Raw genomic sequence first — 16,449 nt, forward strand, 5'->3', positions numbered from 1 at the left:
CCCGTACTTCTTCAGCAGCCGCGCGTCCAGCGAACCGGCATTCACACCGATCCGGATCGGCGTACCCGCATCCTTCGCGGCCCGCGCGATCTCCTTCACCTTGTTGTCGAACTGCTTGATGTTCCCCGGATTCACCCGCACCGCCGCACAGCCCGCATCAATCGCCGCGAACACATACTTCGGCTGGAAATGAATGTCCGCGATCACCGGGATCTGCGACTTCCTCGCAATCGTCGCCAGCGCGTCCGCATCGTCCTGCGTCGGACACGCCACCCGCACGATCTGACAGCCCGACGCCGTCAGCTCCGCGATCTGCTGCAACGTCGCACCGATGTCCGACGTACGCGTCGTGGTCATCGACTGCACCGACACCGGCGCATCCCCGCCCACCGCAACCGACCCGACCTGGATGCGCCGCGAATGGCGGCGCATCGCGAGCGGCCGGGCCGGCAGCTCCGGGAAACCCAGTGCGACCGGTTTTCCAGCGGTCATGACGTCACCCGTTCCCGGAGACGGTCTCGCGCATGGCGCGCAGGGATTCCTTCAGCGATCCCATGGTGGCGAGGACGGCGGTGGGCTCGTAACCGCAGTGCGCCATGCAGTTGGCGCAGCGCGGGTCCTTGCCCCGGCCGTACTTGTCCCAGTCGGTCTCCTCGATGAGTTCGCGGTACGTCGGGACGTATCCGTCGCTCATCAGATAGCAGGGCCGCTGCCAACCGAAGAGCGAGTAGTTCGGGATCGCCCACGCGGTGCACGGAAAGTCCGCCTTGCCCTCCAGGAAGTCCAGGAACAGCGGCGAGTGGTTCAGTCGCCAGCGGGACCGGTTGCCGCCCGCGAAGGACTTCTTGAAGAGCTCGCGGGTCTGTTCGACGCCGAGGAAGTGCTCCTGGTCGGGTGCCTTCTCGTACGCGTAGGCGGGCGAGATCATCATCTCGTCGACCTTCAGATCGTCATTGAGGTAGTTCAGGACCTCGATGATGGTCTGCGGGGTGTCGGTGTTGAAGAAGGTGGAGTTCGTGGTGACCCGGAAGCCGCGGCGCTTGGCCTCCTTGATCGCCGCCACCGCCTCGTCGAACACGCCTTCCTTGGCGACCGATTCATCATGCCGTTCGCGCAGCCCGTCGATGTGCACGGCGAATGCGAAGAACGGCGACGGGGTGAATTTCTCGATCTTCTTACGCAACAGCATCGCATTGGTGCAGAGGAAGACGTACTTCTTCCTTTCCACCAACTGCCGTACGATTTCGTCGATCTGCGGGTGCATCAGGGGTTCGCCGCCCGCGATGGAAACCATCGGGGCGCCTGATTCCAGTACCGCGCCGACGGCCTGGGCCACCGGCATGCGCTGCTTCAGCACTCCGGCCGGATGCTGGATCTTTCCACATCCCTCGCACGCCAGATTGCAGGCGAACAAAGGCTCCAGCTCGACAATGAGCGGGAACTTGTCCCGCTTGCGGAGCTTCTGTTCAATGAGGTACGTCGCAACCTTGATGGTCTGGCGGAGCGGCATGGCCATCTAGCTCACCTCCTGGGGAGCAGCAGAGATCGGTGCCATTCGTAGAAAGCCGGTAGGACGGCACGGAGAACACGGAAAGCCGATATTCCACCGCGTATCGTGCCGATGCGGACGAGCTCATGCTCCGGAGCGTCCACGACCACCCGTACGGCGGCAACCGGGCGTGGCCCGGACCGCAGGGCGGCGCGGAGAGTGGCGGCGGACTCCATGTCCACCGCGATCGCTCCGGTGGCCCGCAGCTCGGCCCGCTCATGTCCGCGTACGACATGGGAGGAGCCGGTCAGCGGACCGGTGTGGACGGTGCGGCCGGGCACCGCACTGACGAGGGCCTCGGCGAGCAGGCCCGTGCCGGTGCAGACCGTCGCGTCCCCGGATTCCCTGGTCTCGGCGGCGACCACCAGGTCCCCGGGGTGCATGCCGGGTGACAGCCCGGCGCAGAATCCGGAGGCGAGCACCGCTGTGCCGGGCGCCCGGTCCTGACCGAGCGCCCGTGACATGGCCGCTTCGGCGGCCTTGGGGCCCATGCCCGTACGGAGTACGGTCACCGGGCCCGGAGCGTCACCGGCCCTGCCTCTGCCGCTGCGCAGGGCGAATTGCTCGATCCCGAGCGCACAGGCGATCAGCAGCGGCGCTGCGGGGCCGGCCGGCCCCGGACCATCGCCCATCAGGCCCCCTTGCGGGTGACCGTGCGGTCGGCGAACGGTTCGCCGTACACGTACCGTCCGAGTGCGGTGAGCGGGAAGACCTGCCGGTAGAGGTGGTAGTTGATGGAGAAGTCCCAGGGGAAGCCGGTTCCGGTGAAGTACGGCTCGTCCCAAGATCCGTCGGCCTGCTGCGTCTCGCTGAGCCAGGACACTCCCCGCTGCACGGCCTTGCTGTCACGCCGTCCTGCGGCAAGCAGCGCGAGCAGTGCCCACGCGGTCTGGGAGGCGGTCGAGGCGCCGTGCCCGATCCACTTGTCCTCCTGGTACGAGCGCAGGTCCTCGCCCCAGCCGCCGTCGTCGTTCTGTACGGACTCCAGCCAGCCGACCGCGCGGCGGATCGCCGGATGCGTGACGGGCAGTCCGGCGGCCACCAGTGCGGGCACCACCGACCCTGTGCCGTATACGTAGTTGACGCCCCAGCGGCCGAACCAGCCGCCGCTCGCATCCTGTTCGGCGAGCAGCCACTCGATACCGCGCCGGGTGGCGGGGTGCCCGGACCGACCCTCGACGGCGAGCATCTCGACCACGTGACCGGTGACATCGGCGGACGGCGGGTCGATGACCTCACCGAAGTCGCAGAAGGGCAGCCGGTTGGGGAACGCGCTGGTGTTGTCCGCGTCGAACGCGCCCCAGGCCCCGTTGCGGGACTGCATGCCGAGGTTCCAGCGCACTCCGCGCCTGATGGCGGACTCGATGCGTGCCTTGTCGGGGTGGCGGACCCGGCGCAGCGCGAGGACCACCTCCGCGGTGTCGTCGATGTCCGGGTAGTTGTCGTTGTGGAACTCGAACGCCCAGCCGCCCGGATTGAGCCGGGGACGGCGCACGGACCAGTCGCCGGGCCGCACGATCTCCTCGCCGAGCATCCAGTCCGCGGCCTTCACCAGTGCCGGGTGGTCGGGGCTGACCCCGGCGTCGGCGAGGGCGATGGTGGCGAGGCAGGTGTCCCAGACCGGGGACTGGCAGGCCTCGATCATCCGGGCGCCGTCCTCGCGCCAGACGGCGAAGCGGTCGAGCGAGGCGAGTCCGGCCCGCATCACCGGGTGGTCCAGGTCGTAGCCGAGCAGATGCAAGGCGATGACGGAGTACACGGCGGGCGGCTGGATGCCTCCCCAGCAGCCGTCGTTCTCCTGGCGTTCGATGATCCAGCGGGCCGCGGCGTTCATGGCGGTCCGGCGCAGCTTGCGAGGTGCGATCCGGTGGTACGCGTGCAGTGCCTTGTCCAGGCGCTGGAAGACTCCGTCCCAGCTCGCCGCCGGAGCGGCGGGCCTGGGCGGGTTCGGGTGGCGTGGGTCGGTGTGCAGCTCGTCGAGGGCGAAGGGGGCCGGGCGTACCGGCCGCTTGGCCGAGACGATGGTGAGCGGCACGATGGTCTGGCGGGCCCAGCAGCCGAAGTCATAGATGTTGAGCGGAACCCATTTGGGAAAGAACATCAGCTCGGGCGGGAGTTCCGGCAGGTCGTCCCATTTCCACCAGCCGAAGAGGGCGAGCCAGATCCGGGTGAACACGCGGCTCGCCGCGATTCCGCCCTGTTCCCTGATCCATCCCGAAGCGCGGGCCATATGCGGTTCGTCCGGCCGGTCTCCGGCCAGCCGCAGCGCCACGTACGCCTCGATGGTGGTGGAGAGTTCGCCGGGGCCGCCGTGGAAGGTGGCCCAGGTGCCGTCGCCGCGCTGTTCGCCGCGGATGAAACGGCCTGCCGCCGATGCGGTGGCCTGTTCCTGAATGCCGAGGAATTGACGGAGCAGCAGGTCCTCGGCGTCCATGGTGACGTTGGTGGCGAGGTCGCCCTTCCACCAGCCCTGCTCGTCCTGCCTGCCGAGGAGATGCTCCACCGAGCGTTCCGCGGCCCGCCGCGCGGCGGCAAGTACGTCGTCCGCGGCGATGGTTGTATCGGTCGGATTACTGGCCGAGGCTGCGCGGGGGCTCACAGCCCCGGTGCTTCCGTCGGTCGTCGCTGTCATGGCTTCCCCTTCGTGCAGTTGTTCCTCTGCTGTGCTGGGGTCTCCGTCGGCCGGCGCCCGGGACGGGCACCGGCCGGCGACTGCGAGTCATATGGAGCAGATGGTGATCATCTCTTTCGTACGACGACGAAGTCCGCGAGCGCTGTGAGCTGCGCCCGCACGGCTTGCGGCATGTCGACCCGGTGCAGTGCCTCGATGGCGACCGCATGCTGCCGACGGGCCTCCTGGGCGGTCCATTCTCGGCCGCCCGCCTCCTCGATGAGCGCCGCACGGGCGGCGAACTCCTCTTCGGAGAAGCTGTCGAAATCACTGCTCTTGGCGTCGGCGGCGAGCAGTTCACCGAGGCGCTCCGAGGCCGGTCCGCCCGCTGCGAGCGCCGCGACGACCGGCAGGGACTTCTTGCGCTGGCGCAGATCGCTCCAGGTCTGCTTGCCGGTGGACTCGGGGTCGCCCCAGATGCCGAGCAGATCGTCGACGGCCTGGAAGGCGAGGCCGAGGTGGTAGCCGTATGCCTCCAGCGTGTCGGCGGTGCGGTCGTCGGCGCCGCCGAGGACCGCACCGATGGAGCAGGCGCAGGCGAGCAGGGCGCCGGTCTTGTTGCCCTCCATCTCCAGGCACTCCTCGACGGTGACCCGCTCGCGGTGCTCGTAGGAGATGTCCTGGGCCTGCCCGTCGATGAGCTTGCGGGTGGCGACGGTCAGCCGGCGGGCCGCCCGGCCCGCCTCGACGGTGCCGAGCTCCAGCAGGATCTCGTTGGCGAGCGCGAAGAGCGCGTCGCCGACCAGGATCGCCTGGGCGGGGCCGTGCACCTTCCAGACGGTGTCGCGGTGGCGGCGCTGTTCGTCACCGTCCATCAGGTCGTCGTGCAGCAGCGAGAAATTGTGCACGAGTTCGACGGCCACGGCGCCGGGGATGCCGGCCTCGGCGGCAGCGCCGGCCGCCTCCGCGGACAGCAGGGCGAGCGCCGGGCGCACGGCCTTGCCGCCGTCGCCGTCGGAGGGCCGCCCCTGGGCGTCGATCCAGCCGAAATGGTAGGCGGCGACGGTGTCCATGGGTGGTGCGAGCCGGTCAACGGCGGCCCGGAGCACCGGCGCGGAAAGGGCCCTTCCGCGCTCCAGAAGCGCGGTGACGTCCGTGGTGTCGGCCACGGTGTCGATAGCCGGATTCGCCGGGGTCACTGACTCTCCTCTTGTTCCGGTGGTACTGCTCATGCCGCCTCCTGCAGCGGATGTTCATGGGTGCGGCCGAGCGTCCGGAGTGCGGCGTCCGCTGCGCTGAACCCGCTGCGGACGGCACCCTCCATCGTCGCGGGCCAGCCGGTGGCCGTCCAAGCTCCGGCCAGACTGAGGCCGAGGGTACGAGTGCGGGCTCCGGGCCGCAGTCGGCCGACGCCGGGGGCGGGGGCGAAGGTCGCCGTGCGCTCCCGGGTGACGAAGAAATCCCTGATCCCGGCCCCGCGGGCGGCCGGAAGGAGCCGCTCCAGCTCGGGCAGGTAGCGCTTTCGCAGCTCGGCGACGGGGAGGTCGATCTCCTCGTCGGCGGCGGACTGGGACACCGCGAGGTACTGGCCGGGTCCGGTGAGACCCGAGGCGTCCGTACGGTCGAAGACCCACTGGACCGGGGAGCCGAGCGCGGCGAAGAACGGGCGGCGCAGCACCTTGCGGTCGTAGACCACGTGCACATTGAGGATCGGCGATGTGCCGATGTCGAGCAGCCGCTCCGGCTCGTCGAGTGCGCCCTCGGGCAGCAGGTCGTGGGTCTCGCGCTGTGGTACCGCGAGGACGACGGTGTCCGCCTCGATCCGTTCGCTGCCGGTGTCGACGATCCAGCAGCCGTCCTCCGTACGGGTGATGGAGGATGCCTTCGTACGCAGCTCGGTGCGTACCCCGGCGGAGTCGAGGGCCTTGCGGGCCAGTGTGTCGTGCACCTCGCCGAGCGGCACGCTCGCCCATCCGATGTCTGCGGCCCCGGGTTCGGAGAGGAGTCCGGTCTTGAAGACCTTCGCGGCAAGGGCGAGCGAGGAGTTCGGGGCGGTGGCGTTGAGTGTGGCGACGCCTACCAGGTCCCAGAGGGCCTCGATGGTGCGCGGCGACTGCCCGTGACGGGCGAGCCAGCTGCCGAAGTCGACGGCGTCGAGCGCGGGATCGTCCGGGTCCAGTCGGCCCAGCGCCAGTGCGGCGCGTCCGACGCTCGCCCGCTCGATGAGCGAGAGATGCGGATAGCCGGCGAGTCCGGCGGCAAGGTGGAACGGCACCGGCAGTGCGTTGCGGCGCAGCCGTCCCAGCCGGGGGCCGGAGGGACGCCCGACATCGAGAACAGGCACGTCCAAACGGTTTTGCAGGGGAGCCAGCCGGGTCCCGTCAACGCGGTCGAGGAACCAGCGGTAAGCGGTGCAGCAGCGCAGATAGACATGCTGTCCGTTGTCGACCGTCAGTTCGCCGCGCCGGAAGGAGAAGGCAAGTCCGCCGAGCCTCGGCCGCCCTTCGAGCAGGGTCACGTCAAGCCCGGCGTCGGCGAGACGCAGGGCCGCAGTGATGCCGGCGATTCCGCCGCCGATCACGGCCGCGCGGGAGGAACGCGGGGCGTCGTCCGTCATGCGTCCTCCTTTCGCCAGGTCACTTCAGTCAAGGACGCGCCAGTACACCAGAGGGTTGACCACTGATCGACGCGACTCACCGTGATGCACATGGTGCGCGAGATGTCCGTACGTCGGCGCATCAGACACGCCCCCTGGCCGTGCGGCGGGAGATGTATCGCGCATCGAGGCCCGACAGTCCACGCACCGCGACATACGCCTTCTCGTGGCCGGGCAGCGAGACGCGGCCGCGCAGCACCGCCTCGGGGTCGCGCTCGATCCGGTCGAGCAGCCGCCGGTAGATGCCCGCCATGGCCGCGACGCAGGCGCCGCTGCGCCGGTCCAGCATCGGCAGCAGCCGGTATCCCTCGGCGAACAGGGCGCGGGCGCGCCGTACCTCGAAGTGGACCAGGCCCGCGAAGTCGGCGCCGGGCGGTGGGGTGGCCCGGTGGAAGCCGGCCGAGCAGCCGAACTTGGCGAGGTCGTCGGCGGGCAGATACGTACGCCCGTTGCCCGCGTCCTCGCGTACGTCGCGCAGGATGTTGGTCAGCTGGAGCGCGAGGCCGAGTGTGTCGGCGTACTCCGCGGCCCGGTCGACGCCGGGAGCACCCGGTTCCGTACCGAAGACGCCCAGGCTGAGGCGGCCGATGGCACCTGCGACACAGCGGCAGTAGACCTTGAGATCGTCCCAGGTCTCGTACGTCGCACCGCGCACATCCATCAGCACGCCGTCGATGAGTTCGTCGAGGCCGCCGAGCGGGAGCGGGAATCTGCGCGCGGCGTCGGCGAGCGCGACGGCCACCGGGTCGGTGTCGTCCTCGTCGATCACGCCGCCCCGGATCCGGTCCAGCAGTGTGCGGGTGCTCTCCAGGCGGGTCCGCTTGGTCTCCGGCTGCAGCTCGCCGTCGCCGATGTCGTCGACACGACGGGAGAAGGCGTACAGCGCCGACATGGCCTGTCGCTTTTCGGCCGGCAGCAGCCTGATGCCGTACGCGAAGTTACGCGCCTGCTGTCCGGTGACCGCCTCGCAGTAACTGTATGCGGCCTGTACCGGTGCCGACATATACGTCGTCTGTCCCTCCACGGTCCGGCTCACCCCTCTCTACGCGCTCTTCGCAAGACAACTCCCACCTCGCGCAGCAGGCTGGGCTTGGTGGGCTTGGGCGGTCCGGGCAGTACGTCGAACCCGGCGGCCGCGATCGCGGTGAGGGCGGCACGCCCCCCTCCCACGAATCCGGCGAGAAGCAGCTTGAGCCTGCCGTGGACGCTACCCACCAGGGGGGTGCCTTCATTCAGCAGTTCCCGAGCGCGTTCTGCTTCGTACGCAACCAGCGAACGCACCGATGCGCCCCCCGACGGAACGGCCAGATCGGTCTCGCGGACATGGAACCGGGCCATGTCGTCCGCGGGCAGATAGATCCGGTCGCGGCCGAGGTCCTCGGTGACGTCCTGGAGGTGCTCGACGATCTGCAGGGCCGTGCACACGGCGTCGGAGCGGCGGATGCGTTCGGGGCTGGCGGTTCCGGTGATCTGCAGGACAAGTCGGCCCACGGGGTTGGCAGAGAGCTCGCAGTAGGAGACGAGGTCCTCGTACGTCCCGTAGCGGCGGACCTTCTGGTCCTGCCTGTTCGCCTCGATGAGGCCGAGAAAGGGATCGGGAGTGAGCGCGCAGCGCCGCACAGTGGGGCGCAGGGCACGCAGCAAGGGGTGGCGCGGGCCGTCGCCCGCGGTGTCGAAGACCCGGTACAGATCGGCCTCGAAGGCATCGAGCATGGCGAGCCGGTCCTCGGTCTGCGCCGGGTCGAGCCCGAGATGGCGGGCGTCCGCACCGCCGGGGGCGAGATCGCCGTCGCCGATGTCGTCGACGAGACGGGCGTAGCCGTAGACGGCCATCAGGTCGTCGCGCCAGGCGCGCGGCAGAAAGAAGGGGGCTACGGGGAAATTCTCGTCCGCGGCCTTGTCGAGGGTGCTGGGCACGGCGGCATCGGGGTGCGCCTGCTGGGTACGGGTCACCACCGACCGCCCGGCGTTGGGACGGCGTGAGCACCTCGGAGCTGGAGATTTTCCGTCATAGCCGTCACATCTCCCGTTCTACACTGCTGACCTAAAACATCCCATTCCGGACACGCCGCCCGCTCTGCCGAGTGCGGAGCACGCCGCCAGGCCGTATGGCCAGGCACTATCGCCCCACTTGCAACGAATCAGCACCGCTACAGCTTACGTTGTACAACGCTCATCGATACGTCGGGGTGTTACGCCCGGGAGAACAACGCGCCCTGCCCTGCCAACCTTCCCCGTGCGCAAGGAAATTGACGTCATCCGACGGGAGGAGATCTTGTGCAGGGCATCCCGCCGGGGGTGATGGGCTCCGCTGGGAGTCCGCGCCCCGGACGCCGAGGCGGCCTCCGCCGGAGAGTTCCGGCAGAGGCCGCCTCGGCGTCACGGGACCCGGGAGCAGCTATTTCCCGGTCTCGCGCTCGTACGCCTTGAGGACCTCGTCCGTCGGTCCGTCCATCAGCAGCTCGCCCTTCTCCAGCCACAGCACCCGGTCGCAGGTGTCCCTGATGGACTTGTTGCTGTGGCTGACCAGGAAGACGGTGCCCGCTTCCTTGCGGAGCTCCCTGATGCGCTTCTCGGAGCGGATCTGGAACTTGCGGTCACCGGTCGCCAGCGCCTCGTCGATCATGAGGACGTCGTGGTTCTTCGCGGCGGCGATGGAGAAGCGCAGCCGGGCGGCCATACCGGAGGAGTACGTCCGCATCGGAAGGGTGATGAAGTCGCCCTTCTCGTTGATGCCGGAGAAGTCGACGATGCCCTGGTAGCGCTCGCGGATCTCCTCGCGCGACATACCCATCGCGAGACCCCCGAGCACCACGTTGCGCTCGCCGGTCAGATCGCTCATCAGCGCCGCGTTCACGCCGAGCAGAGACGGCTGGCCGTCGGTGTACACCTTGCCGTGCTCGGTCGGCAGCAGACCGGCGATGGCCCGCAGCAGGGTCGACTTGCCGGAGCCGTTCGTCCCGATGAGGCCGATGGCCTCGCCGCGATAGGCGGTGAAGGAGACCCCGCGGACGGCGTGCACCTTCCGCACACCGCGCGACTCGCCCTTGCCGCGGCGCAATATCCGGCTCAGCGCCGCAGTGGCGCTGCCCTTGCCTCCGCCGGCGCCATTGACCCGGTACACGATGTGCACATCGTCGGCGATGACGGTGGGGACACGCCCCGAAGTGTTGTCGTCAGCCACGGCCGTACCGTTCCTCTGCCTTCCAGAAGTACACAAAGCCCACGACGCCGACGAGGACCGCCCAGGCGAGCGCCACGGCCCAGACGTGCGACGGCAGGTTCTCCGAGCCGTAGCCGTCGATCAGCGCGAAGCGGATCAGGTCCATATAGATGGCCGCCGGGTTGTACTGGAGCACGTTGGCGATCCAGTCCGGCTTGTCCTTGAGCATCACCGGGATGGAGAACATGACGCCCGACGCGTACATCCAGGTCCGCATGACGAACGGCATCAGCTGGGCGAGGTCGGGGGTCTTGCTGCCGAGCCTGGCCATGATCATCGCCAGGCCGGTGTTGAAGAGGAACTGCATCACCAGCGCCGGGATGATCAGCAGCCAGGAGGGACCCGGATAGCTGCCGAAGGCGACGGCCACGACCGCGAGCACGATCATCGAGAACAGCAGCTGCTGGAGCTGCTGGAGCGAGAACGAGATGGGCAGCGAGGCGCGCGGGAAGTGCAGCGCCCGGACCAGTCCGAGGTTGCCGGAGATGGCCCGTACACCCGCCATCACCGAGCTCTGGGTGAAGGTGAAGACGAAGACACCGGTCACCAGGAACGGGATGAAGACCTCCTGGGTCATTCCCTTCCTGGTACCCAGGATCAGCCCGAAGATCAGGTAATAGACCAGGGCGTTGAGCAGCGGTGTGGCCACCTGCCACAGCTGGCCGAGCTTCGCCTGGCTGTACTGGGCGGTCAGCTTCGCCCTGGAGAACGCCATGATGAAGTGGCGGCGGCCCCAGAGTTGCCGGACGTACTCGAAGAGCCCTGGCCGGGCGCCGCTCACCGTCAGGCCGTACTTGGTGGCCATCTCGGCCGCGCTCAGCCCGTCGTCGGCGGATGGTGGGGTGCTCAGTGCGACCGCACCATCATGGGTTGTGTCACTCACCAGATGAAACTCTCGTATTCAGGATGCGCAGCCAGTCGCGGGCGCGGCTCGGAGCGGACAGGTCCCGTGGAGAAAACGTACGACTCATGCTCTCAGAGGAGAGCCTCTCAGATCACGGGAGGGCGGCCGAGTCTGGTCAGCCGCCATACCGTGCGCCACCTCATGGGACGGCGGGTTCCGCACGGCGTGGACCAGCCTTCCCGGAAGCCGCCGAACCATGCCTTGAGAGCCGGGCCGGAAGGCTTGCGCAGCAGAGTCAGCAGCAGCCACACGCCGAGGTAGGCGGGGACCAGCGGCGCGGGCAGGTTGCGCCGGGCCAGCCAGACCCGGTTGCGGGCCACCATACGGTGGTACACCGCGTGCCGCGACGGGGCGGTCGTCGGGTGGTTGAGAACCATGTCCGCGCGGTAGTCGATCATCCAGCCGGCGTCCAGTGCCCGCCAGGCGAGATCGGTCTCCTCGTGCGCGTAGAAGAACTGGCCGGGCAGCGGCCCGACCTCGGCGATGACCTTGCTGCGTACGGCGTTGGCACCACCGAGGAAGGTCGTCACGCGCGAGGAGCGCATCGGATCGGCGGCACGCAGCCGCGGTACGTGGCGGCGCTGGGTGACGCCGGTGTCGGGGTCGGCGATACGGAAGCTGATGATGCCCAGCTCGGGATCGGCCTCGAACGCCTGCCGGCACAGCTCGGCGGTGTCGGTGAGCGGCAGCAGTCCGTCGTCGTCGAGGAAGAGCAGGGCATCCACATCGGCGCCGGACGGGCCGAATGCCTCGATCCCGACGTTGCGGCCGCCCGGGATGCCGAGGTTCTCGGGCAGCTCGACGGTGCGTACACCCGCGGGGACGTCCGGTACGGGGGCGCCGTTGCCGACGACCACCACTTCGATCCGGTCGCCGTCCTGCTCGGCGACCGAATCGAGGAGGGCGCGCAGCTCTTCGGGACGGTTGCCCATCGTGATGATGACCGCGCCGAGCTTCATGGGGGTGCTCACTTCAACCTGCTCGACGCCAGGATCGACACGAGGTGCAGCAGGGTCTGGACGATGGCGATGCCGGCCAGGATCGCGATGCCGAGGCGGCTGAAGAACAGGTCGCCGTGGACCACATCGAGGATCGCGGCCACCAGAATGAAGAGGCTGGCCTCGATGCCGCCGACGAGGCGGTGGAACTTCAGCGCGGCAGCGGCGCGGCGGGCGAGCGCCAGACCGGAGGAGCGCGGCACGGACGCCTCGTCCTTGACGGCGGGCAGTCCGCTGCGCTGGCGGGCGACGTCGACCAGGTCGGTCTCGGCCTTGATCAGGATCGCGCCGAGCGCGGCGAGCGTCCCGAGGAACGCCCACAGCCAGTTGGTCGAGGTGCCGTTCTGGTGGAAGACGTCCGCACCCCGGATGCCGAAGCCGACCAGGAGGGCCGCCTCGCAGAGGTAGTGGCCGATCCGGTCGAGGTAGACACCGGTGATCGAGGTCTGCTTGCGCCAGCGGGCGACCTCTCCGTCGACACAGTCCAGCAGGAGGTAGATCTGGAACAGCACGACCGCGAGGATCGCGCCGGTCAGCCCCGGGATCAGCAGGGCGGCGCCGCCTATGACGCCCACGACCACCATGAGGTAGGTGAGCTGGTTCGGCGTGATCTTCGTGTTCACCAGGTACGGGTCTATGTGCAGCGAGATCTCTCGCATGTACATGCGCCCGGCCCAGTGTTCACCGCTGCGCCGGTCCTTCACTCCGTCCGGGTGAACGACCGGGCGGAGTTCAGCTACTGATGGTCTTGGCATAGTCGGCGTACGCGTCCCTGATCTGGTCGGTGGACAGGTTGAGGTGTTCCAGGATCGTGAAGCGTCCCGGGCGGGTCTGCGGGGCGTAGTCGACGGCCCTGACGAACTCGTCGGCGGTGAAACCGATGTCTTCGGGCAGTACGGGCAGCCCGTGGCGGCGCAGGGTGACCGCCATGAGCAGCGATTCCTCGCGCGCACCGCGCAGATGCATGGCGAAGCAGGCACCGAGGCCGACCTGCTCGCCGTGGCTCGCCGCACGCTTGGGGTACAGCAGATCGAAGGCGTGGTTGATCTCGTGGCAGGCGCCCGAGGCCGGCCGGGAGTCCCCGGCGACCGACATCGAGATGCCGGTCAGTACGAGGCCCTCGGCCAGCACCTTGAGGAAGGCGTCGTCGCCGATCCCGCCGGGGTGGCGCAGCACCGCCTCGCCGGCCTGCCGGGCCATGGCCGCGGCGAGTCCGTCGATCTCCTCGCCGTTGACCTCGTGGGCGAGTTCCCAGTCGGCCACGCAGGAGACGTTGGAGACCGCGTCGCCGATGCCGGAGCGTACGAAGCGGGCCGGTGCCTCGCGGACGATGTCGAGGTCGATGACGACGGCGATCGGGGTGGGTACCCCGTAGGAGCCCCGGCCGTTGTCGTTGTCCAGTGTCGCGACCGGCGAGCAGAGACCGTCGTGGGCGAGGTTCGTCGCCACCGCGACCATGGGCAGGCCGACGCGCGCTGCGGCGTACTTCGCCACGTCGACGATCTTGCCGCCGCCGAGGCCGACCACGGCGTCGTACCGGTTGCCCTTGATGTCGTCGGCGAGCTTGACGGCCGAGTCGAGGGTGCCGTCGGTGACCGGGTACCAGTGGGCGCCGGGCAGCGCGGGGGCCAGCCGCTCGCGCAGGGCTCGCCCCGAACCGTCGCTGATCGCGACGGCGAGCTTGCCGGAGGAGGAGATCCGCTGGTCGGCGAGGAGACCGGCCAGATCGTCCAGGGCGCCGCGGCGGATGTCGACGACGACCGGGGACGGGATGAGCCGGGTCAGTACAGGCACGCGATCTCACGGCCCTTCGCGAGGTCGTCGTGGTTGTCGATCTCCACCCACGTCACTTCGCCGATGGGGGCCACGTCGATGGTGAAGCCGCGGTTCACGAGCTCCTGGTAGCCGTCCTCGTAGTAGAGGTCGGGGTCGCGTTCGAACGTCGCCTTCAGGGCGTCGGCGAGCTCCGCGGCGGCCTCGGGCTCGATGAGGGTGACGCCGATGTACTCACCGGTCGCGGTGGCCGGGTCCATCAGCTTGGTGATGTGTCGCACACCCTTGTCGCCCTCGGTGATGACCTTCATCTCCTCGTCGGCGAGGTGCTTCACCGTGTCGAGGGCGAGGATGATCTTCTGGCCGTTGCCCCGGGCGGCGAGCAGGGTCTTCTCGACGGAGACCGGGTGGACGGTGTCACCGTTGGCCAGGATGACGCCGCGCGTCAGGACATCACGGGCGCACCACAGGGAGTAGGCGTTGTTCCACTCCTCGGCCTTGTCGTTGTCGATCAGGGTGAGGGTCACGCCGTACTTCGCCTCGAGCTCGGCCTTGCGCTCGTACACGGCTTCCTTGCGGTAGCCGACGACGACGGCGACCTCGGTGAGGCCGATCTCCGCGAAGTTCGCCAGCGTGAGGTCCAGCACTGTCTTCTCGCCGTCGACAGGCACGAGAGCCTTCGGGAGCGTGTCGGTGTAGGGGCGCAGACGCCGTCCTGCACCGGCTGCCAGTACGAGGCCGATCATGCGGGTTCTCCTTCGTCGTGTACGGCGGGTGCTCCGGAGGACACCCAGAAGCGGATGGACTCCACGAGCACCACCAGTGCCACAGCCACCGCGAGAGCGGTGAGTGCCACGGTGAACGCTGAATGCTGAGTGAGTACGGCGGCGAGTACGGCCACCACCAGAGTGCGGCCCTCGTGCCCACCGATCGTGCGTACCAGCCACTGGGGCGGCGCGCCGGTGCCGCCGCGAATGCGGTACACCGTGTCGTAGTGATGGTAGGCGACGGCCGAGACCAGCCCGAAGGCTGCCGGAAGGGCTCCCGGGACATCGCTGCGGGCGGCGAGAACGAGGATGGTGCAGTACTCCGCCGCCCTGAATATCGGGGGTACGAGCCAGTCGAGGGCGCCCTTGAGGGGGCGGGCCACGGCAATCCCCGAGCAGATCGCGTAGAAGACCGCGGCGAAGATCATCTGCTTGCTGCCGAACGGCTGCTGCAGAGCGGCGGCGATCAGTGCCCCCGCGCCGACGAGCGCGATCACGGGTGCGCTCCAGGCGCCCCCGATCCGGGGGCCCCGTACCGCCACGATCTGCGCAATGGGACCGGAGTCGGCCAGGTCGGCGAGTGCCCGGGCGGCGCGGTCGGTGCGCTCCGCCTTGCGGGTCAGCGAGCGCAGCAGGCGGCCCGCGGTGGTGTAGCAGGCCGCAAAGGCGCAGCCGATGAGCAGGGCGTAGAAGACGATCCGGGGCGTGGTCACCGCGGTCAGTACCGCGATCATCGCCCAGCGCTCGCCGATCGGCAGCACTATCATCCGGCGCACCCAGACCGTCCAGCCGACACTGTCGAGCCTGTCGGAGAGGGCCGCCGTGGGGCTTGAATTGGCCACCGCGTCATGGTTCGCCTCGTTGAACGAGAAGTCGATGACATGGCGGCAGGCCTGGAGCACCATCGCGCCGAGGGCCAGTGCCCATACGTCGTCACCGCCGCGGGCGGCGCCGAGCGCGAGGCCCGCGTAGTACGCGTACTCCTTGGCCCGGTCGAAGGTGGCGTCCAGCCAGGCACCCATCGTCGAGTACTGCAGCGAGTAGCGGGCGAGCTGCCCGTCGGTGCAGTCCAGGACGAAGGAGAAGAGCAGCAGCAGTCCGGCGGCGATGTAGCCGCCGCGGGTGCCGGTCGCCGCACTGCCCGCCGCGATCAGCGCGGTGAGCAGGGATGCGGTGGTGACCTGGTTCGGAGTGAGACCGCGGCGGGCGCACCAGCGGGCGATGTAGCGGGAGTACGGGCTGATGAAGAATGTGGTGAAGAAGCCGTCGTGGGCCTTCACGGCGCTGCGCAGCCGTACCGCCTCGTCGTCGACCTCGGCGACGGCGCTCTGCGCGGCGGTGCGCGCCGGCTCGTCGGCCGGGACGGCGGCGACCAGCGAGCCGAGCTCGGGGCGCTGCACGGCGGTGCCTTCGGCGTCCATGGTGACGGCGAGGCGGCCCGGCACGGTGCGGTCGGTGACCGTCGTCGTGGTCGCGCCCGGGCCGGTCGGGACGCCCGCGCCGACGGCCGCGGCGGTGGTACTCAGAGCGCGGACGAGCGCTGACCGCGCGTCCGGCTGCGCGGTCAGCGCACCGGGCACGGTGGCGGCGGGGAAGCGCGGGTCGGTCAGCCCGAGCCGGAGGGCATGGACATGGCCGACGAAACGGGGATCGACCAGTGCGACGCGACGGTCCGCGGGGACGGCCGAGAGCAGCCGTGCGGCCTCGGTCACATCGGCGGCGATCTGTACGTCGAAGCCCAGTGACCGCAGGTCGTCCACGAGCGACGATCCGGGTACCGGTGCACCGGTGAGGATGGCGGTCGACAGACGAACTCACTCCTTGGTGCTGACGGGGTCGGCGCGCGACAGTGCGGCCCACAAGCGGGCCGGCGGCACGTCGGCAGAGGCTATCGGATGAACGGAAGCGGGAGTTCACTGCCCGTTTGTGCTCCGTTCGGGGTGGACCGGCATCATGCGGCGCCGTCCG

At 69.2% G+C, this 16,449-nt stretch carries 15 protein-coding genes; all 15 read right to left on the minus strand.

The genetic code is table 11. The features are described 5' to 3' along the window. A partial coding sequence (locus IEZ15_RS24260) for a flavodoxin-dependent (E)-4-hydroxy-3-methylbut-2-enyl-diphosphate synthase (protein ID WP_189279344.1) occupies nt 1-492 on the minus strand: 492 nt, incomplete at its 3' end. Between the two features lie 4 nt (nt 493-496). After that, complete coding sequence (gene hpnH / locus IEZ15_RS24265; RefSeq protein ID WP_114247845.1) at nt 497-1,516, minus strand: adenosyl-hopene transferase HpnH; 1,020 nt, start codon at nt 1,514-1,516, stop codon at nt 497-499. A gap of 5 nt (nt 1,517-1,521) precedes the next feature. Further along, nucleotides 1,522-2,181 carry a phosphorylase family protein gene (locus IEZ15_RS24270; protein ID WP_189279345.1) on the minus strand — a complete coding sequence of 220 codons (660 nt, stop codon included), beginning with the start codon at nt 2,179-2,181 and terminating at the stop codon, nt 1,522-1,524. Further along, a complete protein-coding gene (shc, locus tag IEZ15_RS24275; protein WP_189279346.1) occupies nt 2,181-4,181 on the minus strand; it encodes a squalene--hopene cyclase in 2,001 nt (666 codons plus the stop codon). The genes IEZ15_RS24270 and shc overlap by 1 nt, the downstream gene beginning before the upstream one ends. A 107-nt stretch (nt 4,182-4,288) precedes the next feature. Next, nucleotides 4,289-5,392 carry a polyprenyl synthetase family protein gene (locus tag IEZ15_RS24280; protein ID WP_189279347.1) on the minus strand — a complete coding sequence of 368 codons (1,104 nt, stop codon included), beginning with the start codon at nt 5,390-5,392 and terminating at the stop codon, nt 4,289-4,291. Continuing rightward, on the minus strand, nt 5,389-6,777 hold the full coding sequence (gene hpnE, locus IEZ15_RS24285; protein WP_189279348.1) for a hydroxysqualene dehydroxylase HpnE: 1,389 nt from the start codon (nt 6,775-6,777) through the stop codon (nt 5,389-5,391). The genes IEZ15_RS24280 and hpnE overlap by 4 nt, the downstream gene beginning before the upstream one ends. A gap of 121 nt (nt 6,778-6,898) precedes the next feature. Continuing rightward, complete coding sequence (gene hpnD, locus IEZ15_RS24290) at nt 6,899-7,819, minus strand: presqualene diphosphate synthase HpnD (RefSeq protein WP_189279349.1); 921 nt, start codon at nt 7,817-7,819, stop codon at nt 6,899-6,901. Between the two features lie 29 nt (nt 7,820-7,848). Continuing rightward, nucleotides 7,849-8,769 carry a squalene synthase HpnC gene (hpnC, locus tag IEZ15_RS24295; RefSeq protein ID WP_189279350.1) on the minus strand — a complete coding sequence of 307 codons (921 nt, stop codon included), beginning with the start codon at nt 8,767-8,769 and terminating at the stop codon, nt 7,849-7,851. Nucleotides 8,770-9,214: 445 nt separating this feature from the next. Continuing rightward, entirely contained in the window at nt 9,215-10,000 is a 786-nt protein-coding gene (locus tag IEZ15_RS24300; protein WP_114247839.1) for an ABC transporter ATP-binding protein, read from the minus strand. After that, the gene (locus tag IEZ15_RS24305; RefSeq protein ID WP_189279351.1) at nt 9,993-10,922 is read right to left on the minus strand and encodes an ABC transporter permease; all 930 of its coding nucleotides are present in this window, start codon (nt 10,920-10,922) and stop codon (nt 9,993-9,995) included. Before IEZ15_RS24305 ends, IEZ15_RS24300 begins: the two co-directional genes overlap by 8 nt. Before the next feature lie 107 nt (nt 10,923-11,029). Next, a complete protein-coding gene (locus tag IEZ15_RS24310; RefSeq protein WP_189279439.1) occupies nt 11,030-11,902 on the minus strand; it encodes a glycosyltransferase family 2 protein in 873 nt (290 codons plus the stop codon). An 8-nt stretch (nt 11,903-11,910) separates the two neighbouring features. Beyond that, nucleotides 11,911-12,696, minus strand: coding sequence for a CDP-alcohol phosphatidyltransferase family protein (locus tag IEZ15_RS24315; protein WP_189279352.1), 786 nt, complete (start codon nt 12,694-12,696; stop codon nt 11,911-11,913). Continuing rightward, on the minus strand, nt 12,674-13,735 hold the full coding sequence (locus tag IEZ15_RS24320; RefSeq protein ID WP_114247836.1) for an iron-containing alcohol dehydrogenase family protein: 1,062 nt from the start codon (nt 13,733-13,735) through the stop codon (nt 12,674-12,676). Before IEZ15_RS24320 ends, IEZ15_RS24315 begins: the two co-directional genes overlap by 23 nt. After that, nucleotides 13,723-14,460: a phosphocholine cytidylyltransferase family protein gene (locus IEZ15_RS24325; RefSeq protein WP_114247835.1), complete on the minus strand. Its 738-nt coding sequence runs from the start codon at nt 14,458-14,460 to the stop codon at nt 13,723-13,725. The genes IEZ15_RS24320 and IEZ15_RS24325 overlap by 13 nt, the downstream gene beginning before the upstream one ends. Further along, the gene (locus IEZ15_RS24330; RefSeq protein ID WP_229846088.1) at nt 14,457-16,241 is read right to left on the minus strand and encodes a DUF5941 domain-containing protein; all 1,785 of its coding nucleotides are present in this window, start codon (nt 16,239-16,241) and stop codon (nt 14,457-14,459) included. The genes IEZ15_RS24325 and IEZ15_RS24330 overlap by 4 nt, the downstream gene beginning before the upstream one ends. Nucleotides 16,242-16,449: the final 208 nt, after the last annotated feature.

Origin of the sequence: Streptomyces atratus (assembly GCF_014648655.1) — a bacterium.
Lineage (GTDB): Bacteria > Actinomycetota > Actinomycetes > Streptomycetales > Streptomycetaceae > Streptomyces > Streptomyces atratus.

Coding starts and splice junctions, on each gene's coding strand:
- hpnH (WP_114247845.1), bottom strand. CDS start 1,516: ATGGCCATGCCGCTCCGCCAGACCATCAAGGTTGCGACGTACCTCATT.
- IEZ15_RS24270 (WP_189279345.1), bottom strand. CDS start 2,181: ATGGGCGATGGTCCGGGGCCGGCCGGCCCCGCAGCGCCGCTGCTGATC.
- shc (WP_189279346.1), bottom strand. CDS start 4,181: ATGACAGCGACGACCGACGGAAGCACCGGGGCTGTGAGCCCCCGCGCA.
- IEZ15_RS24280 (WP_189279347.1), bottom strand. CDS start 5,392: ATGAGCAGTACCACCGGAACAAGAGGAGAGTCAGTGACCCCGGCGAAT.
- hpnE (WP_189279348.1), bottom strand. CDS start 6,777: ATGACGGACGACGCCCCGCGTTCCTCCCGCGCGGCCGTGATCGGCGGC.
- hpnD (WP_189279349.1), bottom strand. CDS start 7,819: ATGTCGGCACCGGTACAGGCCGCATACAGTTACTGCGAGGCGGTCACC.
- IEZ15_RS24310 (WP_189279439.1), bottom strand. CDS start 11,902: ATGAAGCTCGGCGCGGTCATCATCACGATGGGCAACCGTCCCGAAGAG.
- IEZ15_RS24315 (WP_189279352.1), bottom strand. CDS start 12,696: ATGCCAAGACCATCAGTAGCTGAACTCCGCCCGGTCGTTCACCCGGAC.
- IEZ15_RS24325 (WP_114247835.1), bottom strand. CDS start 14,460: ATGATCGGCCTCGTACTGGCAGCCGGTGCAGGACGGCGTCTGCGCCCC.